Here is a 21,944-nt window from a genome sequence, read left to right on the forward strand (position 1 = left end):
TAAGGGTGAAACGGTCTATCCGATCTGGCTGCAATCCGGCGGCAATGTGCGCCTACGATTCGGTGTTGAACGTTATTATGTGCCCGAAGGTGAAGGTTTGGCGATTGAAGGCGAACTGAGCGAGAATAATATCACAGCTATTCTCGCGGTTTCCAAAGAAGGTATCGCGCAAATCAAAGCTCTGCAAAATAAAGGAGCGAAAATGTATCAGGAACCACTTTATTAAGAGTTTTCTGTAAAATTTTGAATTTATTGATTAAATATATACGATCTTTGCATTTTTAGTGCATGTAAATATGTGCTATTTATAAAATGCTCATGGGGTTTTGTTAAACATATTTTCTTGAATGTCGAATGTGGCGATTCCGCAACAGTTTTTTTCAATAAATTATACTAAGCATAGTTGAAGGCAATTTGCCCCTATGCCGCCACAAAGCGGGATAAAGTTTATTCAATGATGTTCTGTGACGGTTCGTCCACGCAGAACGCAGTGGTTTAAATCTGGATGGTAAGATCAAGTGACATTAACATGCCTTATTCTGCCCTCCGAAAGTCGTAGTGTCGCCGAGAAGTCGGATTATGATTTCTGCTTAGTGCCGCTTACGTCTTTGACCAATGGGATTGAAAGAAGTTGACTGCAATGACTTTGAAAAATTTTGCATTCCCAATAAAGAGCCATCTTTACGGCTCTGTGCTGGGCTTGGCTTTATTAAGTATTGCGGCCGGCACACAGAGCGGCTTTGCTTTTGATGTTCAGGAAAAGCCAAAATCCAACAATCCGTTTGAAGTTTTTTTCTCTGCCTATAAAAGTGGTCACAAAGATGAAGCCGTAAAGGCACTTCGTTATGCTGCCGAGCAAGGTCATCCGGGGGCGAACTGGAAGCTGGCGCGTATGTATGCTGACGGTGACGGCGTTCCGGAAGATGATTTTACCGCGTATCAGATTTTTGAAAAAATCGTTCGTGATGGTGTCGATCCGGGCTCCCAAAATGAATCCTATGTCGCTGATGCATTAACCGCACTTGCCGGTTACGTCCGTCGCGGCATTCCGGGGACGCATGTAAAATCTAATTTGCCATTGGCGCGTGATCTCTATGTTCAGGCAGCCTCAAGCTTTGGTGATCCCTCCGCACAATACGAGCTTGGCAAAATGCTGTTGAATGGTGAGGGAGGTGAACGTAACGCAGTGCAGGCTGCACGCTGGTTCCAGCTTTCAGCGCAAAAAGGCCATGCCAGTGCGCAAGCCATGTTCGGCAATATGCTGTTTCAGGCAGGAAAAACCGTGCAGGGCCTTGCTATGTTGACGGTGGCTTTTGAACATTGTGATATGCAGGATAAAGCATGGATCCGCGAAATGCAGGAGCAAGCGTTTTCCTTGGCAGGTGAAGCAGACCGTCGCAATGCTGTTGCCTTGGCTGGACGATGGGGACGGGGCGATCAGATCAGACTGATGGCCGAGAGCAACTAATCAACCAATAAAAAAAGCGCTCACAACCGAGCGCTCTTAGAGCATGTCTCCCAAAAGTGGGCACCGGTTTTGGGATAAAGACATGCGTAAAAACAGAACGCTAGAGCGAGCACAGTGGATACGATTAAGTGCGACACGCTCTAAGTCGTGAAATCAACAAATTTTAGAATGAATTTTTCAGCGTGATGACGACCGGCACATGGTCGGATGGTTTTTCCCAACCACGTGTATGTTTCTCAATATTAACAGTTTCCAAAAGATCAGCAGCTTCCGGTGAAAGCATCAGGTGATCGATGCGGATGCCATTATTTTTCTGCCATGCACCAGCTTGATAATCCCAGAAGGAATAGGATTTGTCTGCATCTGTGGTGGCGCGGAAGGCATCACTGAAGCCTAAATTTTCAAGCTCGCGAAACAAAACACGTGATGAGCGCAGGAAGAGTGCGTCATTAACCCAAGCGGCAGGCGTTTCAGCGTCTTTAGTTTCAGGAATGATATTATAATCACCTGCCAGAATAAGTGGTTCCTCAAGTGCTAAATGCTCTTGTGCCCAATTGTTCAACCGCCGCATCCATGAAAGCTTATAGGGGTATTTTTGCGTGTCCACCGGATTACCGTTTGGCAAATAAAGCGAGACAACACGCAAAACACCTTTATCCGTCGAGAATTGTGCCTGAATGAAACGTGATTGCTCGTCACTATCATCGCCGGGCAGGCCGCGTATGACTTCATCCGGTGTTTTCTTGGAGAGAATAGCGACGCCATTAAAGCCTTTTTGACCATGGGTTTCCACATGATAGCCGAGCGCCTCAATCTCCAGCCGCGGAAACAAGTCATCGACCGATTTTATTTCCTGCAAACAGGCAATATCGGGTGATGATTCTTCCAGCCAGTGCAGAAGATTGTCGATACGGGCTTTAACGCCGTTAATATTCCATGTCGCGATTTTCATGGAAACAGGAATAGAGAATTGTGAGAGGAACGGCAAGCGCTATAGGGGAAATGGAAGCGCTTGCCACAGATAAATCCGCTTGCCAGCAAGTCGTGCATTGTATGATCAGATTGAGAAACTGGTGCCACAACCGCATGAGCTGGTGGCATTCGGGTTTTGGATGTGGAAAGATTGCCCCATCAGATCATCGACGAAATCAATCACCGAACCTTCCAGATACGGAAAAGAGATTGCATCAATCAGCACCTTGGCTCCGGCTTTTTCAATGACCAGATCGTCGTCTTCCTGATCATTCACCAGTTCATATTTATATGAAAAACCGGTGCAGCCACCCCCCTCGACAGAAACGCGCAGGGCTGACTTATCAGGCTCGCTGCTGAGAATTTTAGCGATCCGCTTGGCGGCTGAATCTGATACGGATATATCCGTCATGGTTTGCTCCGGATAAAAATCTGCGTCTATTATCATAATATCGCAGCACCTTTTGTGTCATATCTATGATAGCTAAGAATTGACCGCCTTGGTGTCAATGGTGGTTTATCAAACTTTGCAAGACAAAAACGAAGTTATGCTATAGAAAACGGCATGATGATTTGAGGCAGGCAACCAGCACAGTGATGGAACACAGACGATAAAATGAACAGTTTGGACGGAATTGGTTTTGGCTATCGGGAGCGGGCGGTTTATGCCGCTGATCCGGCAAAAAGCCTTGGGCGTTTGGTGCCTGAAGCCGCCAGCCCGACGCGCACGCCTTATCAGCGCGATCGTGACCGCATCATTCACTCCAACGCGTTTCGCCGTTTGAAGCATAAGACACAAGTTTTTATTGCGCATGAGGGCGACCATTACCGCACCCGTTTGACCCACACTATTGAAGTGGCGCAAATTGCCAGAGCTTTGGCGCGCGCCTTGCGGCTGGATGAAGATTTGGCTGAAGCGGTGGCTTTGGTACATGATTTCGGTCACACACCATTCGGCCATACCGGCGAAGATACGCTCAATGAACGAATGAAGGATTATGGTGGTTTTGATCATAATGCACAGTCCTTGCGCATCGTGACCAAGCTGGAGCAGCGCTATGCAGAATTTGACGGCCTTAATCTTAGCTGGGAAACGCTTGAAGGGCTGGTTAAGCATAACGGGCCTTTAACCGGCATTTATGCCGTTGAAGAAATCGTACCGCAACCGGTTCTCGATTTTAACGCAAAATATGATTTGCGGCTGGGTAGTTTTGCAAGCCTTGAAGCGCAATGTGCCGCGATTGCCGATGACATTGCCTATAATGCCCACGACATTGATGATGGTTTACGGGCAGGGCTGTTATCGCTTGATGGTTTGCAAGATGTCAGGTTAACAAGAGATTTGATTGCGACTGTGCGGGCAAAGTACCCCCGTCTCGATGATACGCGCACGGGTTATGAGTTGGTGCGTCGACAGATCACCGTAATGGTCGAAACTGTAATTATGGAAGCACAGCGCCGCATTGAGGCATTGCAACCACAATCCATTGATGATGTGCGCAATCACTCTTCGGCCTTGGTCGGCTTTTCGCCGGAGATGTTTGAGCAGGAGCGGGAGCTCAAGCGCTATTTGTTCAAAAATCTTTATTTCCATGAAAGTGTCGTCCGACGACGACGGATCGCAGACAAAGTGGTTCAGAACTTGTTTGATCTATATCAGGCAAAACCTGAAATGATGCCGCAAGAATGGCAAGCTAAAATGGAAACTTTGGATTTATCGGCAAAAGCACGTCACATAGCCGACTTCATCTCTGGTATGACTGACAATTATGCTTTGCGTGAGCATCGACGATTGTTTGACCAAACAGATGAATTGGCTTAATCGGGCGGAAAAGATTTTAAGCGCGATCGATAAGAATTAGCAAAAGCTTGCTTGTTGCTTTGGGAATTTTATGCATGAGAGGTTGCTTGAAAAGATGAGAGCCTCTGCGAAACAGGACAGATCATGAATATCTTTACAGATTTCGATGAACGTATCAAAAAAACGCTGCAAGACATTGATCTTAAAGCAAAAGATGGTGGTGAATTAGACCTTTCCCGTGTCGGAGTGGAGCCGCCGCGCGATGCGAGCCACGGTGATATTGCCACTAATGCGGCTATGGTCTTATCTAAAGCGGTTGGTGAAAATCCACGTGCATTGGCGGAGAAAATTGGTCGGGCGTTACAAAAGGATGCCGATGTTGAGTCGGTCGATGTTGCAGGTCCGGGCTTTATCAATCTGCGTTTGAAACCGGCTTACTGGCAGCGTGGCATTAATACGATGCTTGCTTCCGGTACCGATTACGGCCGCTCGAAGCTGGGAGAGGGTCGCAAAGTCAATGTGGAATATGTGTCTGCCAATCCGACCGGCCCTATGCATGTCGGCCATTGCCGTGGTGCGGTTGTTGGTGATGTGCTTGCCAATCTTTTGTCCTTTAGCGGCTATGATGTAACAAAAGAATATTACATTAATGATGCCGGTGCACAGATTGATGTTGTCGCCAAATCTGTGATGTTGCGTTACCGCGAAGCGCTTGGCGAAGATATTGGCGAAATTCCTTCTGGTCTTTATCCGGGCGATTATCTGGTGCCGGTTGGCAAAGCGCTGACTGAGGAATTTGGCAGCAAGCTTCTGGAAATGCCGGAAGATGAGCGTCTTGAGATTTTGAAAGAGCGAACCATCAAGGCAATGATGGATATGATCCGTGCGGATCTTGAAGCGCTCAATGTGCATCATGATCTCTTCTTCTCGGAAAAGACGCTGCATGCCAATCATGCACAGGCAATCCGCTCGACTATCAATGATCTGACCATGAAAGGCCATGTCTATAAGGGCAAGTTGCCTCCGCCAAAAGGCCAGTTGCCGGATGATTGGGAAGATCGTGAACAGACATTGTTCCGCTCTACCGAAGTGGGTGACGATATCGACCGCGCCTTGATGAAGTCTGACGGTTCATTTACCTATTTTGCTGCTGACGTTGCTTATTTTAAAGATAAGTATGATCGCGGCTTTGACGAAATGATCTATGTGCTTGGTGCCGATCATGGCGGCTATGTCAAACGTTTGGAAGCTGTTGCACGCGCCGTATCGGATGGCAAAGCAAAACTGACTGTTCTGCTCTGTCAGATGGTCAAGCTGTTGCGTAATGGTGAGCCGGTCCGCATGTCGAAGCGTGCGGGCGAGTTTATTACACTGCGTGATGTGGTGGATGAGGTCGGTCGTGATCCGGTGCGTTTCATGATGCTTTATCGCAAGAGCGATGCTGCACTGGATTTTGACTTTGCTAAAGTAACCGAGCAGTCAAAAGACAATCCGGTTTTCTATGTCCAATATGCCTCTGCGCGTTGTCACTCAGTCTTCCGTCAGGCACGTGAACAATTGGGTCTTGAAGAGATCAAAAGAGAATCACTTTTTGAACATTTAAGTCTTTTGAATGATGAAAGTGAACTGGCTTTGATCCGTAAGCTTGCAGAATATCCGCGTCTTATTGAGGCCGCTGCAAGTCATCAAGAGCCGCATAGACTGGCTTTTTACCTGTATGATCTGGCTTCTGCGTTCCATTCTCAATGGAATAAAGGTTCAGAAAACCAAGATTTACGTTTTATCAAGGTTAACGATACAAACTTGTCACTTGCCAGGCTTGGGCTGGTGCAGGTTGTTTCCGACGTTCTTAAATCCGGACTGACTATTATTGGTGCGGATGCTCCGACGGAGATGCGCTGATCAGGTAAAATACTCAGACACAAAAAGTCTGGTATCTGCTTGTGAGGCCATTGTTGAAGACTTGCAGAATGGAGCTTTATCGTGAAGCTTTATTCTGCCGGTTTCGAAAGGAAACGACTGTCAACTTTTGCCCACATTGCACTGGTATTTGCAATGGTTACAGATATCGTGTGATATCTTCAGGGTATGAGTTAGGAAGAAGTCATGACGGACAGCAGTTATAAAGCCCGCGAGAACGGCGAGCGTCCGGTGCAGGAAGAAGATGATCCGCTGATGCAGCTTTCCCAGATCGGCGGTTTCGATGAGCTGTTTTCAGCTCAATCCACGCATCAGGATACAACTCCGTCTGACGACATGTTCGCGATCGATTTGGAGCGTGAACTGGTCGGCGGTCTGGATGATGATTTTTTCGGACAGGATGTGCCGGACGTCTTTTCAGAGATGACCGCACCACAAACCGCAGCGCCTGAGGTGGCTGCTACTGCCGCCGATAATTACCGTGATAGCTACAGAAGTGCATCGGCACGCAGCTATGCCAGCTACAATCAGGGCTCGCATGGCTATGGAAGCCTGACACAGCATCTGCAGTCTCCGCCGGCGTCCGCTGATGTTGCGGAGGAAGAAAACCTGCCTGTAACCGAAGAGGATCATCAGCCAACCTTTGCAGCGCAGGAAACGCCGGCATCACAAGAGCCTTATTCATATGCTGATCAGGCATATAATTCCGCGCTGGAAGATGAACTGGCTTTGGCTTTGTCAGGCCATGAAGATGTGCTGTCTGGTCATTATCAAAGCAATCAATCCGGCTATCAGGATAGCTATCAGACCGAGCCGCAGGTCGAAGCGCAGGAAACCCATGATTACACACCACCGGCGGCTGCAGTCCCTGCACCATCGCTGGAGGATGAGCTGGCTAATTTGCTCTTTGGTGATGCAGCACCTGCGGCTTATGAAGAGCCTGCATCTGTCTATATACCGGAAGAACCACTCTACAGTGAACTGCAAAATGAACCTAAAGATGAAGTTTTTTCATCTTTTGACCAAGCCGCTGAAGAGCTTGAGCCACATGGGAATATAGATGATTTTGCGGCGCAGTTTTCGATTGAAAGCGGCAATTATCAACCTGCATCGACACAAGCTTCTTATGATGAACCTTCCTTTGCAGAAACTGCGACTTTGAGTGAAGACACTTATTATGCCGAGGATGCGAGCTACCAAGAGCAAGCTTCATCTGCAGAGCCGGTTCATCACAGCAGTGATGAGCCGCCACAGGATATGTTCTTTGATGATACATCCTTTGCAGTTGAAACCAGTGATATCGAACTGAATGCCCTTAATCAGGCATCTGCCGAGTTTGAAGCTACATTGGCGGATTTGCCGCAAGATGATGCTTTTGAACTGGATGATGAGAATTTCTCCGAAGCCATTGAGCGTGAATTGTCAGCACAAAGCTATTTCCCTTGGGAAAAAGATAAGCCGCTGCATGATGGGCAGGAGTTTGTGGCTTCGCCATCCGATGCGCCTTCGGAAAATTTCTTCTCTGATCAGGATTTTGATTTCGGCATCGAAGAGACCGAGCTGCAAGACGCCACCGATAAGGTTGTTGAAAAAACACCTGTCTTTGCGCATGCGATTTCCGAAGAAGAGCGCCAGCCTGCGCCGTTCCCGCATTATGCAGCGCAACGTTCGAGTTTCTCGGTACCTGCACCAGATGTGGAAACAATGAGTGTTTCCGAGGCCAAGGTCGAACAGACCCAGCCTTTGGATTTACCTGAAGTACCTTATTATGATGAGCCTGAAAATGCCGGCCTCAATCAGCTGGAAGCCGAATTTGCCGATGTATTCAGTGCAATCAATGTCGAAGAGACGCCAGCGCCTGTTGAAGAAGCTGCATCGGCTGATCGTGCCTTTGAAGATATTTTCCGCGAGAGTTATGCAGATTTTTCCCCTTCCAATACTGCATTGGCCGGCGGCTTGGCGGCGGGCGCTGCTATTGGTGCTGGTTTGGGCGCCAGAAATCAAGCGCCAGCATCGCAAGCACCAACCGGTAGTCAGGATGATTTCTATAATCATTGGGCTGATGGTAGTAATGGTGCGGGCGCGCAGCAAGCTCCCGTTGCTCCTTATTCCTTGGATGAAGATTTAGGTGCCGCAGCTGATGCTTACCGCGAGCGTCCGGTGCGTGGGCGTCGTGCTATGCTATTGGCGACAGCTGCCGGTGTGCTGGTACTTATTGGTGGAATTGCTTATCACTTTATTGGCGGTGGCATGAATTCCGGCGAGCCGGTCATCATTCGCTCCGATAACCAGCCGGTTAAAATGCAACCGGAAAATCCGGGTGGTGCGACGGTTCCTAATCAGGATAAAGCTGTATATGAGCGTGTTGCCGGTACCATACCGCAGAATCCAGAGCAAAAATCTCTGGTGACAGCGCAGGAGGATCCGGTTGATCTGGCCGCGGATGAAGATGAGTTTGGCAGCTTTAATGAAGATCGCAATGATACAATCACGGCGACCAATAATAGCCCTGCCACAGAAGAAGAACCACTGATCGTACCGCGTACAGTGCAGACAATGGTTGTTCGCCCTGATGGTACGATCGTGCAGCAGCCAGCTGAAGCACCACGTTCGGTAACGCCTGTTGCGCCGGAACCGGCAGAGCTGACACCGGAAAATATTATTGAATCGTCGGCGCTGACCCCTGCTGAGACAGCCAATACGCAAACAAATGTGCCGGCAAGTGCACCCGTTGCACCAGCTCGTACGGTGGAGACACAAAACTTCACGCCGCCAACGCAAGTGCCTGTAGCGCCGTCGCGTCCGGCTCAGCAACCAACCAATGTTGTGGCGACAACACCGGCAACGCCAGCAGTGAGCGAAACGCCTGCAGCACCGGCTGCAGGTGGATATTACATCCAGATTGCTTCACAGCCATCTGCCGAACTGGCGCAGAAGTCCTTTGCGTCTATGGGGCAGAAATATGCCAATATCATTGGCGGGCGTGCTGTAGATATTCGTAAAGCTGATATTCCAGGCAAGGGTACTTATTACCGCGTTCGTATTTCCGGCGGTACGAAGGCCGAAGCCAATGCTTTGTGTGAACGTTTGAAAAATGCCGGTGGCAGTTGCTTTGTAACGCAGTAAAAAAACAACAATGAATGACAGTGACTTGTCTTCATAAAATATAGTAGACTTGCAAAGGGTTCACTCTTGAATGAGTGTGCCCTTTGTCTATGTTTTGCATCATCAAATTCAGTTATGATAACTGGATTAAAGTCATTTTTTGAGAGGATCCGATTGCATGGCTAAGTGCAAAGCGATGATTGCAGGTGTTGCTGGTACTGAGCTCAGTGCTGAGGAATTTTCGTTCTTTCGTGAAGTCAATCCATGGGGCGCAATTCTTTTTACGCGTAATGTTGAGAGCATTGAACAGCTCAATGAACTAACCACATCGCTTTGTGATGCGACAGGACGTTCTGATTTGCCGATTTTTGTCGATCAGGAAGGCGGACGTGTACAGCGCCTTCGCCCGCCATTGGCGTCCAATTATCCTTCAGCGCGCATGATTGGCGATGTTTATAAGCGCAATGCGGAACAGGGATTGCGTGCAGCTTGGTTGCTTGGCCGCTTGCATGCTTTTGATTTGCTGTCGGTCGGCATCAATGTCAATTGCATGCCTGTGCTGGACGTTCCGGTTGAAGGAGCACATGAAGTCATCGGTGATCGCGCTTATGCGTATGATCCCGAGATTGTGACGTTGCTGGGTCGACAGACTGCGGAAGGTTTGCTTGCGGGCGGTGTTTTGCCTGTGGTTAAACATATGCCGGGTCATGGTCGTGCTTTTTGCGATACCCATAAAGAACTGGCGCGGGTCAATGTTCCGCTGGCAGATTTAGTTGCTCATGATTTTGTGCCCTTCAAAGCACTCAATGATTTGCCGATGGCCATGACGGCGCATGTGGTATTTGAAACGATCGACCCTGAATTGCCGGCAACCTTATCGGATACAGTAATTAGAACCATTATTCGCGATGTGCTTGAATTTGATGGTTTGGTGATGAGCGATGATATTTCGATGAAGGCGCTTTCCGGTGATCTTGGTGATCTGGCCGAAGCAATTATCACCGCTGGTTGTGACATCGTTTTGCATTGCAGCGGCGATATCGAAGAAATGCAGAAAGTTGCTGCACGAACCATTGCGCTTGAAGGCAAAGCCAAACGACGTGCTGATTTGGCGCTTTCTTATGTAGGCGAGCCCGATCTTTCTAATGAGGATGAGTTGCGCGCAGAGTTTGCACGCATTTTTAATGTTGAAGCTTAACTGAAACGCGGAAAAACAGCCCTTGGCCGATCAGAAAGCCGGTATAATTGAGCCGATAGCGCCTTTGGAAGCGCTTTGGCAGGATGGTGACGCATCGCAAGATCCGCCGCTACAAATTGATATTGAGGGCTTTGAAGGGCCGCTTGACTTGCTTCTTCATCTGGCACGCACTCAGAAAGTGGATTTAACCCGTATTTCCGTTCAGTCACTGGCTGAGCAATATCTCGATTTCATCGAGCAAGCGCGGGTATTACGTCTTGAGCTGGCCGCCGATTATCTGGTGATGGCAGCATGGCTTGCGTTTTTGAAGTCTAAATTGCTGATCCCGAAACAAGCAGATGATAAAGGCGAAACCGGTGAAGAGCTTGCGGCTATGCTGCAATTTCGGCTCAAGCGACTGGAGGCGATGCGTGAGGCGGCGGTGCGGCTGGTTAATCGCAATCAGTTGGGGCGGGAGTTTTTTAAACGTGGCGCACCGGAAATGGTGATTGTCGATAAAACCAGTCTTTTTGAGGCCTCTCTTTATGAGCTGCTTTCTGCCTATACGACGCAGCGTCAGCGCATGAGTGTAAATCAGGTAGAAATCAGCTCCCGTGCCGTGTGGTCACTCAAAGATGCGCGTGATATTCTCACTGGTATGATCGGAGAGATTGATGATTGGATGGCGCTGGACCAGTTTTTAATTCGCTATTTGATTGCACCCGATAAGCGTGTTTCCGCCCTTGCCAGTTCTTTTGCGGCAAGCCTTGAACTGGTACGTGAAGGCAAGCTTGAAATAAAACAAGCCTCCGCATTCGAGCCGGTTTATATGCGCCAGTCTGAAAGACGCAATCTGGTCACGCCTATCAGGCGAGAAGAGGATTGAGGGAAATGGCGGATACGACAAGGCAATTGCAGTCGGCGCTGCCGGAAGTACTTAGTCCCGAAGATGCGGCCGAGCGTTTGAAATTTGATGAGGCGGTCAGAAAAGTTGAAGCTATTATTTTTGCCTCTGCCCAGCCGGTTTCACTGGCTGCTTTAAGTGAGCGCATTACAGATATAGCTTTGGACAAAGTGCTTGAGCACTTACAGCATGATTATCGTCTGCGCGGGGTCAATCTGGTAAAGCGCGGCGAGGCATGGTGCTTTCGTACAGCTCCCGATCTGGCGCATTTGATGAGCAAGGAAATTGTCCAGCAGCGCAAGCTTTCAAGAGCTGCATTGGAAGTACTGGCCATCATTGCCTATCATCAGCCGGTTACACGTGCAGAATTGGAAGATATTCGCGGTGTTGAAACCTCCAAAGGCACATTGGATGTGTTGATGGAGACGGGATGGATTAAACTGCGCGGACGGCGGCGTACGCCTGGTCGTCCTGTCACCTATGGAACGACGGAAGCATTTATTGATCATTTTGGTTTGAGCGATATTCGCGATCTGCCGGGATTGGAAGAATTGCGCGGGGCAGGATTGTTGTCTGGCCGTATTCCGGCTGGTTTCAAGATCGCTTCGCCAGATATTGATCTGGATGAATTGACCGCCGATGAAGTACCGCTTGATGAGGTCAATGTCGAGGATATGGGGCTGCTGACACCGCTCGACAATGAGGAATAATCTTAAAAAAATACGAATCAAATCGTTTTTAAGCTTGATTAGTCGCGACTGTTTAGTGCGTGTATTATTCGGCTTTAAAGGCATGATCAGGCATCTATCCATTCATTCCGGTATTGGTTTATTGCATTTCATAAAAAAAGATTATCAGCATAATTTATGCTAATGTGACAAAACAAATGCTTTTGTTGCCATTAAACATATGAAATACGGTGTTTCAGCTGAAAAAATCCGGTGAGGACGCATCTACAGGACTGGACACTGTGATAGTTCTGTTTGAAAGATAACGCCAAAATGATTAAATCGGATTAATCACGTTTAATGCCGTAGCAGGTGCGGCAAAGAGAGGAATATTATGGGTAGTTTTTCAATTTGGCATTGGCTGATTGTGCTTGCTGTCGTGTTGTTGTTGTTTGGCCGTGGCAAAATCCCTGAATTGATGGGTGATGTTGCCAAAGGCATCAAAAACTTCAAGCAGGGCATGAACGAGGACGAAACCAAAGAGGACGGCAAAACCATCGAAAACGATGCGGAAGAAGCTGTTCGTCCAGCTAAGAAGACAACAAAGTCATAATTGCTTTTTGAACGATTGCAGTGAGAAATATCCGCTGTAATCGTTTCAATATCTGCTGTTTGGTTTATCCGGGCTGAGCTTGTTTTGGCTCTGCGTTCAGGTCTGGTTTTCATTTTAAAAAAATAAGACCTTGCGTCTGCCGGTTATTTAACAATTAAGCGCAGATAAGCGCGAGGGTATAAAATGCTTGATGTTGGTTGGTCCGAAATTCTTGTGATCGCAATCGTGATGGTTGTGGTTGTCGGGCCTAAAGATTTGCCGAAAATGCTGCGTGCTTTCGGCAAGGCTACAGCGCGCATGCGCACCACCGCCAATGAATTTAAACGTCAGTTTGACGAAGCTTTGAAAGAAGCCGAGCTGGATGATGTGAAAAATATCATTGATGAAACACGCAAGCTCGACCCGCGCGGAAAAATGACGCAAGTTTTCGATCCGATCCGCTCTGCCGGTAATGATCTGAAAGCAAGCCTCAATCAATCGCCAAAGCCGGAGCAATCAGCAAAGCCTGTAGATTCTTCTGTTTATAAAGATGCTGAAAAAACGGTTGAAGCGGAAGCGTCAGCACCTGTGATTGAAACAAAATCGCCATCAGATGCGATTGCAGAAGCTGTGAAGAAGAATTTGTCGGATGAAACACCTGAAAAGGTAAAGGCTGACGTTGTCAAACAGGTAAAAACTAAGCCTGCGCCTAAAACAAAGAAAACGGCGAAAGCAGCAGGCCCGGCACCAGCCAAAACACCGGCTGCTAAGGCAGCAGCAAAGCCTGCTAACACTACAGCGGCAAAGGCTGCTCTGGCTAAAACTGCTGATGCAAAACCGGCTGCGCCTAAAAAGGTGACGACCAAGAAAGCACCTGCTAAAAAACCTGCTGCCAAAACGACAGGAACGAATGAGTGACCAAAAACGAAGATGAGATCGAGCAGAGCGCAGCTCCGCTCCTTGAGCACTTGATTGAACTGCGTCGCCGTCTGATCTGGGCGATTTTGGCGTTTTTTGTCGCCTTTATTCTCTGTTTTGCCTTCGCCAAGCAGTTGTTCAATCTACTTGTTGTGCCTTACCAGTGGGCGATTGATTGGGCGGGATTGGATCGCTCCAAGGCCGAGCTGATCTATACGGCACCGCAAGAGTTTTTCTTTACACAGGTGAAGGTTGCGATGTTTGGTGGCCTTGTTCTGGCGTTTCCGATCATTGCATCGCAAATTTACAAATTTGTGGCCCCTGGTCTTTATAAACACGAAAGAATGGCATTTTTGCCGTTTTTGATTGCTTCGCCTTTATTGTTTCTTTTTGGCGCGGCGCTGGTCTATTTCTTTTTCATCCCGATGGTGATGTGGTTCTTCCTTGCCATGCAGCAAGCTGGCGGCGGCGGCGAAGTTCAGATTTCGCTTTTGCCCAAGGTTTCGGAATATCTCAGCCTTATCATGACACTGATCGTGGCTTTCGGTCTGGTGTTCCAGTTGCCGGTTGTTACCAGCCTGATGGCGCGTGTCGGCTTGCTAACCTCACAAGGCCTGAAAGACAAACGCAAATATGCCATCGTGATTGCTTTCGTAGTGGCAGCCGTCTTGACCCCGCCGGATCCTGCAAGCCAGATCGGTTTGGCAATTCCGACTATTCTGCTTTATGAAGTTTCGATTATTATGGCTCGTATGATTGAGCGTAAAAGAGCAGAAAATAACAATACAGATGAGAGTTCATCTGAAGAGTAAAATCGGCTAAAAAGAATTAAGGATCACCCGCTTATAGTGGGTGATCCTTATAATGTATAATTTTTGTGAAACGGCTTTTCTCATGCATGATATCAAATGGATCCGCGAAAACCCTGAAGGTTTCGATGCAGCTTTGCAAAAACGTGGTGTTGCTCCTCAATCCGCACATTTGATTGCGCTGGATGAACAGCGCCGCCTGCATATTTCCAAGGTGCAGGAAGCGCAGGAGCGTCGCAATGCAGCATCCAAAGAAATCGGCAAGGCGATGGCTTCTAAAGATATGGAAACAGCCGAGAAACTGAAAAGCGAAGTGGGCGAGCTGAAAAATTTCTTAAGCGAAGCTGAGGAGGAAGAACGCCGTCTTAATCAGGAGCTGACAACGGCTCTTTCGGTTCTGCCGAATATTCCGCTGGAATCCGTGCCGCTTGGTCAGGATGAAAACGACAATGTGGAAATTCGCCGCGTTGGCAATCAGAAGAATTTTGCCTTTGAACCGAAAGAACACTTTGAGATCGGCGAAAACCTCGGGCTTATGAATTTTGAACGTGCGGCTAAAATTGCCGGTTCACGTTTCACCGTGCTGACAGGCGCTTTGGCGCGTCTCGAGCGTGCTCTGGGTCAGTTCATGCTTGATTTGCATACAACCGAGCATGGTTACACGGAAGTGATGCCCCCGCTGATGGTGCGTGATGATGCGATGTATGGCACCGGCCAATTGCCGAAATTTACCGAAGACCTGTTCCGCACCACGGATGGTCGCTGGCTGATTCCGACCTCGGAAGTGCCGCTGACCAATCTGGTGGCGCAGGAAATCCTTGATGGCCGCACATTGCCGCTTCGTTTTACGGCGCTCACTCCTTGCTTCCGTTCAGAAGCAGGCTCAGCTGGTCGTGATACACGCGGTATGCTGCGTCAGCACCAGTTCCTCAAAGTGGAAATGGTTTCGATCACCAATGCAGAAAATGCGATTGATGAACATGAACGCATGACCGCTTGTGCGGAAGAGGTGCTGAAACGCTTGGATATTCCATTCCGCACTGTTGTGCTTTGCACCGGCGACATGGGTTTTGGCGCACAAAAAACCTATGACATTGAAGCTTGGATTCCAGGTCAGAAAACATATCGTGAAATTTCCAGCTGCTCGGTCTGCGGTGATTTCCAAGGGCGCCGTATGAACGCGCGCTACCGTGTGGAAGGTGAGAAAAACACCCGTCACGTTTATACGCTCAATGGTTCGGGTGTAGCTGTTGGGCGTGCGCTTATTGCTGTGATTGAAAACTATCAGCAGGAAGATGGCAGCATTATCGTACCAGACGTGCTGGTGCCTTATATGGGCGGCATGACTAAAATCGAAAAAATTATTTAAGTTTTTTCGAGTAAAGAATCCCTGCCGGATATTGATGATCCGGCAGGTACTCGAAAATTCCGAAGCGGTTCTATTGCTTCGGGCATGGAGCGGACTAGATGAACCGAGCCTCTGCACATAAGCGGCCAAAAATGTCGGAACGGGAGGGCTTTGCTGCATTCGTCTTGCGTATGCGTGCCATAGGCTTGCACGATCCACGTTTGTTTGCCGCAATCGAATCTGTGCAGCGGCAGAGTTTCATTGATGTAAACTGGATGGATTTGGCTTATTCATCCCGCACCATTCCACTGCCATGCGGTGAATATATTGAGAGCCTTGATGAACAGACCCGTATTTTATCGGCGCTGAATATTGAGCAGAATCACCGCATTTTGGAAATTGGTACCGGCTCTGGTTTTACCGCTGCCGTGATGGGGCGATTGGCGACACGCGTTACCAGTCTCGACCGTTATCGCAGTCTTTGTGAACATGCGCGTAGCTGCATTCAAGCGTTACAGATTGAAAATATCAACGTCAAACATGCTGATGGTCGTCATGGCGCGGCAGGCGGGCCGTTTGACCGTATTATCTCGTGGGTTGCATTTGAAGAGCTGCCAAAACATTACATTGATTTATTGGCAACGCATGGCGTGCTGATTGCGCCGGTAGGGCCGGGCGATGCTGTTCAGGTTATGACCAAATTATCTAAAGTAGGCAGTCGTTTTGAGCAGGAAGAGTTGCTCTATGTGCGTTATCAGCCGTTTATCGACGGGCTTTCATCCGTTCTTTAAAATGATTCTTGATAAAATAACAGAGTTCACCATCTTTATGAGATGAAGACTGTCTTTTGGTTGAAACGAGTGAATTTTCAGCTGAAATTGAATTTTTGATCTTGAAAGAAAATAACCGGTTTAGCCGTCTTCAGGTTTATTTTAAGCCTTATGGTATCTAATTTATAAATATTTTTCATCGAATTTACGAATTTTAACCAGAGAGTAACATTAACGCGTTTTAATCAGTCTATAGAGTTTGAGTATGGACGGGTTCAATATGCGTATCAGAATTTTACAGCAAACGTCCGAGCGCCTGATGCGGAACGTCGCTATCGTTCTGATCGCCGGATTTGCAGCGGGTTGCAGTGCCGATACGATGCGTTTTTCCGACGGGCTTTATGCGTCCGCGACACCATCGGCACCTGTGAATAGTTCGGGTCAGCAAGTCGATGGCGGTTATACAGCATCAGTGCAGCCGGTTTCTTCAGGAACAGTGCAGCGTAATGAATTGCCGCCGGTTTCGAGTGGTTCGGTTGTTGCTTCCGTTCAGCAATCGGCAAATGACCAGTATAATCAAGCCAGACAAAATATAACGGATCAGGCCAATAGCCAGATCGGTCAGGCAACTGCCGCAGCCGGTGCCGCTGCAAGCAGTATGGTGGTTCAGTCGGGTGATTCTCTTTATGGTATTGCGCGTCGTGCCGGCGTAAGCCCTGCCGATCTGATGCAGGCCAATGGTATTACCGACGCTAATAATATTAAAATTGGCCAGACATTGAAAATTCCGGCTGGTGGTGCTGTGCTGGCTGCAGCAGGAACGGCCGCACAAGGTCAGCTGAATGGTGCAAAAGAACAGGTTTTGGGTCAAATTCCTGCTTCTGCAACAACAGTTCAGCAAAATGTTGCTGCTGCCAAGACTGCTATTGCGTCAGGTGGCTATCAGGTCAAAGCTGGCGATTCCCTCAGTGCAATTGCACAAAGCCACGGCATTTCTGTTGATGAGCTGAAAAAAGCTAATGGCCTGAGCAATGGTGCGATCCGTGTTGGTCAGTCTCTGATTATTCCGCCTAAGGGTGCAGTGACTTCGCCACAGCAAGTGGCATCTGTTGCGCCGCAGCAAAGTGCGGTTGATGCAATTAAAACCACACCGGCTGCCAATAATCAGGCAAATGAAGTTAAACCTTACACACCGCCCAAAGCCAGCAATCAGGTAATTGAAGATGCGCAGAAAGATGCATCCATCGCACCGTCATCAACCGGCATTTCACAGATGCGCTGGCCTGTTCGTGGCCGTATCCTGTCCAGTTATGGTCAGCGTGAAGGCACAAGCGTGAATGACGGTATCGACATCATGGTTCCGGAAGGCACGCCGGTCAAAGCAGCTGAAAACGGTGTTGTGATCTATTCAGGCGATGGCTTGAAGGAATTCGGTAATACGGTTCTTGTCCGCCATGATAATGGTCTGGTGACGGTCTATGGTCATAATAGCGCTATTACAGTGCAACGTGGCCAGAAAGTGCGTCGCGGTGATGAAATTGCCAAATCCGGAATGACCGGTAATGCAAAATCACCAAAACTGCATTTTGAAGTGCGTAAAAATTCAACGCCGGTTAATCCGAATAAATATCTCGAAAGCTGATATTTCCGCAAATAAAGCTACGAAAAAGCCCTGAAAGATAATCGCTTTCGGGGCTTTTTCTCTGATGAAGGTAAGTTTTTTTGATGCTAGATGCGAATGCGCAAACGTCCGGCCAGATCTTGGATGAACTGCCATGCAACCCGACCTGAACGATGGCCCCGGGTCGCAGACCAGGTGAGGGCTTCACGATGCAGCTGCTCTTGCTCGACCGGCAGTTTGTAATGTGTTGCATAGCCGTCGATCATTGCCAGATAATCATCCTGACTACATTTATGAAAGCCGAGCCAAAGGCCAAAGCGATCCGAGAGCGAGACTTTCTCTTCAATCGCTTCTGATGGATTAATGGCGCTTGAGCGCTCATTATCAATCATATCACGCGGCATTAAATGACGGCGGTTGGATGTTGCGTAGAAGATCACATTGGAGGAGCGGCCTTCAACACCGCCATCAAGCGCTGCTTTTAGTGATTTGTATGATGTGTCGTCATGGTCGAACGACAAATCATCGCAAAACAATATAAAGCGGTAAGGTGCTTTTTTGATGAGGTTCATCAATGCCGGCAATGAATCAATATCTTCGCGGTGAATTTCAATCAGTTTTAAGGCTGGTTCGTCACCACGTGCTGCATTGATGCTGGCGTGCGATGCTTTGACAAGGGATGATTTGCCCATGCCGCGTGCGCCCCATAGAAGCACATTATTGGCCGGATAGCCTTTGGCAAAGCGTGTGGTATTTTCCACCAATTGGTCACGCACCAGATCAACGCCTTGAATGAGATCAATATCAACGCGATTGACGGATTCAACCGGTGCCAAATAGGTTTGCTCCGGTTCCCAGACGAAGCAGTCTGCTTGCTCGAAATCTGGTGTAGCGGGCAGTGGGGCGGACAAACGCTCAACAGCAGCAATCAGACGATCAAGCTTATTTTCAAGCGTATCGGTTGTCGGACTTTTATTACTCATGCATTTTCCAGTCTAAGCCACGGTTTAATGACATTCCCTGCTCGGGCGTTTTTAAGCACCCATTTTGTTATCATGTGGCTGAAAAGAGGTGTAACATGGCAATCGATAAGGGAAAAGTGGCCTCTATTGCTTTGCAACTGTTGCAATTGCCGCAATAACCATTGTAATGCCGGTATTAATTGCCTTTTGATTGAGGGTTTAAAGGAGATATCCCGCATGTTCATTACCCCGGCCTACGCACAAACAGCAGGTTCGCCATTTGGTCCTGATATGCTCATGAGCATTCTGCCGTTCGTTCTCATCTTTGTTGTTATGTATTTCCTCATCATTCGCCCTCAGCGCACGCAGATGAAAAAGCGTCAGGAACAGCTGGCAGCAATTCGTCGTGGCGACAGTGTCGTAACCGGTGGCGGTATTCTTGGTAAAGTGACCAAGGTTTCCGATGATGGTGAACTGGAAGTGGAAATTTCTGAGGGTGTACGCATCAAAGTATTGCGCACCACAATTGCTGATGTTCGCAATAAAGGTGAACCAGTTGCTGACAATAAGAGCAAGTAATTCTTGGTTGTCTGCTTAAGTAATTGAGCAGTTTTTAAAATACCGCATAATACTGATTATCAGATCAGGTATGCGGTATTTTTGTTTTTTTAATATCGTTATTGAAATTCATATTTATCCACTAGTTGAGTTTGCAGGGTGGACTTGGCCGCAAAAAAAACATAAAGTCGAATCGTAGTGTGCGGCTCACCACATTGAGGCGTAATGGGATCACTACTGAGGCACGCGCATCTTATGCTGCATTTATTGTCTCTATCTGACTGCAAACAGGCGGTCGGGCTTCATATGCCGAAGCATATCCCAAACCTGACATAATGGCTACCGCTAGGAATATGTCAGGAACATAAGCTCGTCTTTGTGGCAGCCTTTTACACGGATGTTCTTTCCGTGACGTTTTTTCTTTGAGCGTTGAAGGTTTCGCCACCATTGATGGTTGCGAGTTATGTGTTTTTTGCCCGTTTTAATGCCGTGGATTACGGCATTGCTTCTGCTCGGGCTGAATTTGTTTTCGGCGTCTTTTGAAGCCTGTTTCAGCGTATTTTTGCTTGAATGAGCAAAAACGCGACGGGATTGGCATGTGTTTTTTTAAGTTTTGCCTTCGGGCTGGCATGGAAAAACAAAAAGAAGGAAAATAATTGCATGCAGGAGACTGAGTTCTTTCAGTTATCAGCAACCACAGCGGTTTTATTATTGCTGGGGTTTTATGGCGCGACATTCTTAATGTCGCTGACAATCGGCAGAAAAAACGAAACTGCTGACGGTTATATGGTTTCCAACAGTGCTGTCGGTTTTGGGCTTTCCGCAGCCAGTATGATTGCAACCTGGATATGGGCGGCATCTTTTTATGCAAGCGCCACTTCGGGATATAAATATGGCCTTTCCGGACCCATTCATTATGGTTTCTGGGGCGCATTGATGATTTTGTTCATCTATCCTTTTGGGAGACGTTTTCGTAAACTTGCCCCACAGGCGCATACATTGGCCGAGGTGATCCATGCCCGTCACGGACGCTCCAGCCAGTTGATTATGGCTATCTCAAACCTGATCGGCAGTACCATCAGCCTGATGGTCAATTTCACCGCTGCCGGTGCACTTGTTTCTGTTTTAAGCCCATTGTCGTTTATTCAAGGTGTGTTGATCGCAGGCTTGGGCGTTTTATCCTATACATTGTGGTCGGGGTTCAGAGCATCTGTGATGACCGATTTTTCGCAATTGGTTGCGATGATCCTTTCAGCTGTAATTATTATTCCGCTGATTTATATCAATGCGGGTGGCTCGGATATGATTGCCGATAATTGGCATCGCTTGTCACCGGAGCAAGCCAACTTCTTCTCAACAACAGCCATTTTAGAGCAGGGTGCACCCTATTTTGTTGCCGTTCTTGCCTACGCAATTGGTAATCAGACGATTGCGCAGCGTTTGTTTGCTGTGCGTGAAGACCTGATCCAATCCACTTTTCTGACCGCAACTATTGGCTATGGTGCGGTTGTGATCGGTCTTGGTATGCTGGGCCTATTGGCTCTGTTTGCCGGTATTGTGCCGGTTGACGGTGATATGAATAATATTATTCCGCAAATGGCATCGGCTTACTTGCCGCCTATTGGCATTGCATTGTTCTTCATTTTGGTGATTGGCTCGCTATCGTCCACGGCGGATGCGGATCTATGCGCATTGTCAGCTATTGTGATGACCGATATTTACGGAAAAAATCTTGCTAAAGGTAAGCCGGACCCAATAAAAATGCTGCGCTGGGGCAGGGTGACGATGATCGTTGCCACTATGCTTGGTGTTATTCTGGCAACACTCCGCTTCGATATTTTGGTGATGCTGGTTTTTGTCGGTGCACTTTGGGGATCGATTGTTTTTCCGGTCATCGTCAGTTTTTACTGGAACCGTGTCAGCAACTTTGCCTTCACCACATCGGTTTTCTGTGCCGTTATTCTCTTTACCATCGTGCGGTTTGAACTGGTGCCGATCACTGGCTTTGTCGCATCATTTTATGAGTTCTGTGCAGCTATTGGCGGTGCTGTGGTGTTGGGACTGATGACATTTGCCTTCTTCCGCAAAGAAGTCGCGTTTGTGGTTGCGGGGGCTGCCTTCTTGTTTTTTGTGCCGGCATTTCATGGTTTCTTACGCGATTACATCGTTCTGACCGGTTCGCTGACGGCTTACGGCGTGAGTGCGGTTGTCTGCGTGGCATTGAGTCTGCGCAGCCAGGAACGCTTTGACTTTAATGTTCTGGCAAAACGCGTGACCGCTTTCCATGAAGAAGAGAAAAAACTCACTGATGTATCCGGTAATCTGGCACCCGCCAGAAGCTAATTTTGAAG

The 21,944-nt window shown here is 48.1% G+C and carries 19 protein-coding genes; 16 read left to right on the forward strand and 3 right to left on the reverse strand.

Annotated features, from left to right (window positions below):
* Together ACI0FR_RS12890 and ACI0FR_RS12895 are read left to right on the forward strand one after the other, a co-directional pair.
* The coding region (locus ACI0FR_RS12890; protein ID WP_461667951.1) for a GDYXXLXY domain-containing protein at positions 1 to 226 on the forward strand (226 nt) is incomplete at its 5' end.
* 414 nt (positions 227 to 640) lie between these two features.
* A complete protein-coding gene (locus ACI0FR_RS12895) occupies positions 641 to 1,468 on the forward strand; it encodes a tetratricopeptide repeat protein (protein ID WP_404906242.1) in 828 nt (275 codons plus the stop codon).
* Between the two features lie 163 nt (positions 1,469 to 1,631).
* Here ACI0FR_RS12895 and xth read toward each other — a convergent pair whose 3' ends face one another.
* Together xth and erpA are read right to left on the reverse strand one after the other, a co-directional pair.
* Entirely contained in the window at positions 1,632 to 2,420 is a 789-nt protein-coding gene (gene xth, locus ACI0FR_RS12900; RefSeq protein WP_404906241.1) for an exodeoxyribonuclease III, read from the reverse strand.
* A gap of 105 nt (positions 2,421 to 2,525) precedes the next feature.
* The gene (erpA, locus tag ACI0FR_RS12905) at positions 2,526 to 2,852 is read right to left on the reverse strand and encodes an iron-sulfur cluster insertion protein ErpA (protein ID WP_374833186.1); all 327 of its coding nucleotides are present in this window, start codon (positions 2,850 to 2,852) and stop codon (positions 2,526 to 2,528) included.
* 204 nt (positions 2,853 to 3,056) lie between these two features.
* Here erpA and ACI0FR_RS12910 point away from each other — a divergent pair, with 204 nt between their 5' ends.
* From ACI0FR_RS12910 to ACI0FR_RS12965, 12 genes are all read left to right on the forward strand, one after another.
* Positions 3,057 to 4,262, forward strand: coding sequence for a deoxyguanosinetriphosphate triphosphohydrolase (locus tag ACI0FR_RS12910; protein ID WP_404906240.1), 1,206 nt, complete (start codon positions 3,057 to 3,059; stop codon positions 4,260 to 4,262).
* A 123-nt stretch (positions 4,263 to 4,385) separates the two neighbouring features.
* Complete coding sequence (gene argS, locus ACI0FR_RS12915) at positions 4,386 to 6,143, forward strand: arginine--tRNA ligase (protein ID WP_374833190.1); 1,758 nt, start codon at positions 4,386 to 4,388, stop codon at positions 6,141 to 6,143.
* Between the two features lie 204 nt (positions 6,144 to 6,347).
* Positions 6,348 to 9,287 carry an SPOR domain-containing protein gene (locus ACI0FR_RS12920; RefSeq protein ID WP_404906239.1) on the forward strand — a complete coding sequence of 980 codons (2,940 nt, stop codon included), beginning with the start codon at positions 6,348 to 6,350 and terminating at the stop codon, positions 9,285 to 9,287.
* Between the two features lie 157 nt (positions 9,288 to 9,444).
* Positions 9,445 to 10,464, forward strand: coding sequence for a beta-N-acetylhexosaminidase (gene nagZ, locus ACI0FR_RS12925; RefSeq protein WP_404906238.1), 1,020 nt, complete (start codon positions 9,445 to 9,447; stop codon positions 10,462 to 10,464).
* Between the two features lie 22 nt (positions 10,465 to 10,486).
* On the forward strand, positions 10,487 to 11,329 hold the full coding sequence (locus tag ACI0FR_RS12930; RefSeq protein WP_404906237.1) for a segregation and condensation protein A: 843 nt from the start codon (positions 10,487 to 10,489) through the stop codon (positions 11,327 to 11,329).
* 5 nt (positions 11,330 to 11,334) lie between these two features.
* Entirely contained in the window at positions 11,335 to 12,057 is a 723-nt protein-coding gene (gene scpB / locus ACI0FR_RS12935) for an SMC-Scp complex subunit ScpB (RefSeq protein ID WP_374833198.1), read from the forward strand.
* Positions 12,058 to 12,409: 352 nt separating this feature from the next.
* Positions 12,410 to 12,628 carry a twin-arginine translocase TatA/TatE family subunit gene (locus ACI0FR_RS12940; protein ID WP_374833200.1) on the forward strand — a complete coding sequence of 73 codons (219 nt, stop codon included), beginning with the start codon at positions 12,410 to 12,412 and terminating at the stop codon, positions 12,626 to 12,628.
* 183 nt (positions 12,629 to 12,811) lie between these two features.
* On the forward strand, positions 12,812 to 13,525 hold the full coding sequence (gene tatB / locus ACI0FR_RS12945; protein WP_404909704.1) for a Sec-independent protein translocase protein TatB: 714 nt from the start codon (positions 12,812 to 12,814) through the stop codon (positions 13,523 to 13,525).
* Positions 13,522 to 14,337 (forward strand): twin-arginine translocase subunit TatC, encoded by an 816-nt coding sequence (gene tatC, locus ACI0FR_RS12950; RefSeq protein WP_374833204.1) that lies wholly within the window; start codon positions 13,522 to 13,524, stop codon positions 14,335 to 14,337. Before tatB ends, tatC begins: the two co-directional genes overlap by 4 nt.
* A gap of 82 nt (positions 14,338 to 14,419) precedes the next feature.
* The gene (gene serS, locus ACI0FR_RS12955; RefSeq protein ID WP_374833206.1) at positions 14,420 to 15,703 is read left to right on the forward strand and encodes a serine--tRNA ligase; all 1,284 of its coding nucleotides are present in this window, start codon (positions 14,420 to 14,422) and stop codon (positions 15,701 to 15,703) included.
* Between the two features lie 131 nt (positions 15,704 to 15,834).
* Positions 15,835 to 16,473, forward strand: a complete 639-nt coding sequence (locus ACI0FR_RS12960; protein WP_404909702.1) for a protein-L-isoaspartate(D-aspartate) O-methyltransferase — start codon at positions 15,835 to 15,837, stop codon at positions 16,471 to 16,473.
* A gap of 244 nt (positions 16,474 to 16,717) precedes the next feature.
* Positions 16,718 to 18,094, forward strand: a complete 1,377-nt coding sequence (locus ACI0FR_RS12965) for a LysM peptidoglycan-binding domain-containing protein (RefSeq protein ID WP_374833210.1) — start codon at positions 16,718 to 16,720, stop codon at positions 18,092 to 18,094.
* Positions 18,095 to 18,180: 86 nt separating this feature from the next.
* Here ACI0FR_RS12965 and ACI0FR_RS12970 read toward each other — a convergent pair whose 3' ends face one another.
* The gene (locus tag ACI0FR_RS12970; RefSeq protein ID WP_404906234.1) at positions 18,181 to 19,056 is read right to left on the reverse strand and encodes an ATP-binding protein; all 876 of its coding nucleotides are present in this window, start codon (positions 19,054 to 19,056) and stop codon (positions 18,181 to 18,183) included.
* A gap of 216 nt (positions 19,057 to 19,272) precedes the next feature.
* On the opposite strand from ACI0FR_RS12970, the gene yajC reads away from it, so the two are divergent.
* Together yajC and ACI0FR_RS12980 are read left to right on the forward strand one after the other, a co-directional pair.
* Positions 19,273 to 19,614 carry a preprotein translocase subunit YajC gene (gene yajC, locus ACI0FR_RS12975; RefSeq protein ID WP_374833214.1) on the forward strand — a complete coding sequence of 114 codons (342 nt, stop codon included), beginning with the start codon at positions 19,273 to 19,275 and terminating at the stop codon, positions 19,612 to 19,614.
* 639 nt (positions 19,615 to 20,253) lie between these two features.
* Positions 20,254 to 21,936 (forward strand): sodium:solute symporter family protein, encoded by a 1,683-nt coding sequence (locus tag ACI0FR_RS12980; protein WP_374833216.1) that lies wholly within the window; start codon positions 20,254 to 20,256, stop codon positions 21,934 to 21,936.
* Positions 21,937 to 21,944: the final 8 nt, after the last annotated feature.

It is taken from the genome of Paenochrobactrum sp. BZR 201-1, assembly GCF_044987585.2.
In the GTDB taxonomy this organism is placed as follows: domain Bacteria; phylum Pseudomonadota; class Alphaproteobacteria; order Rhizobiales; family Rhizobiaceae; genus Paenochrobactrum; species Paenochrobactrum pullorum.

Bases quoted from the DNA above. Each gene is read 5' to 3' on its own strand.
- yajC (WP_374833214.1), top strand. From the start codon at position 19,273: ATGTTCATTACCCCGGCCTACGCACAAACAGCAGGTTCGCCATTTGGT.
- tatB (WP_404909704.1), top strand. From the start codon at position 12,812: ATGCTTGATGTTGGTTGGTCCGAAATTCTTGTGATCGCAATCGTGATG.
- serS (WP_374833206.1), top strand. From the start codon at position 14,420: ATGCATGATATCAAATGGATCCGCGAAAACCCTGAAGGTTTCGATGCA.
- ACI0FR_RS12920 (WP_404906239.1), top strand. From the start codon at position 6,348: ATGACGGACAGCAGTTATAAAGCCCGCGAGAACGGCGAGCGTCCGGTG.
- ACI0FR_RS12980 (WP_374833216.1), top strand. From the start codon at position 20,254: ATGCAGGAGACTGAGTTCTTTCAGTTATCAGCAACCACAGCGGTTTTA.
- scpB (WP_374833198.1), top strand. From the start codon at position 11,335: ATGGCGGATACGACAAGGCAATTGCAGTCGGCGCTGCCGGAAGTACTT.
- xth (WP_404906241.1), bottom strand. From the start codon at position 2,420: ATGAAAATCGCGACATGGAATATTAACGGCGTTAAAGCCCGTATCGAC.
- erpA (WP_374833186.1), bottom strand. From the start codon at position 2,852: ATGACGGATATATCCGTATCAGATTCAGCCGCCAAGCGGATCGCTAAA.
- ACI0FR_RS12940 (WP_374833200.1), top strand. From the start codon at position 12,410: ATGGGTAGTTTTTCAATTTGGCATTGGCTGATTGTGCTTGCTGTCGTG.
- ACI0FR_RS12895 (WP_404906242.1), top strand. From the start codon at position 641: ATGACTTTGAAAAATTTTGCATTCCCAATAAAGAGCCATCTTTACGGC.
- argS (WP_374833190.1), top strand. From the start codon at position 4,386: ATGAATATCTTTACAGATTTCGATGAACGTATCAAAAAAACGCTGCAA.
- ACI0FR_RS12965 (WP_374833210.1), top strand. From the start codon at position 16,718: ATGGACGGGTTCAATATGCGTATCAGAATTTTACAGCAAACGTCCGAG.
- ACI0FR_RS12910 (WP_404906240.1), top strand. From the start codon at position 3,057: ATGAACAGTTTGGACGGAATTGGTTTTGGCTATCGGGAGCGGGCGGTT.
- nagZ (WP_404906238.1), top strand. From the start codon at position 9,445: ATGGCTAAGTGCAAAGCGATGATTGCAGGTGTTGCTGGTACTGAGCTC.
- ACI0FR_RS12970 (WP_404906234.1), bottom strand. From the start codon at position 19,056: ATGAGTAATAAAAGTCCGACAACCGATACGCTTGAAAATAAGCTTGAT.
- ACI0FR_RS12960 (WP_404909702.1), top strand. From the start codon at position 15,835: ATGTCGGAACGGGAGGGCTTTGCTGCATTCGTCTTGCGTATGCGTGCC.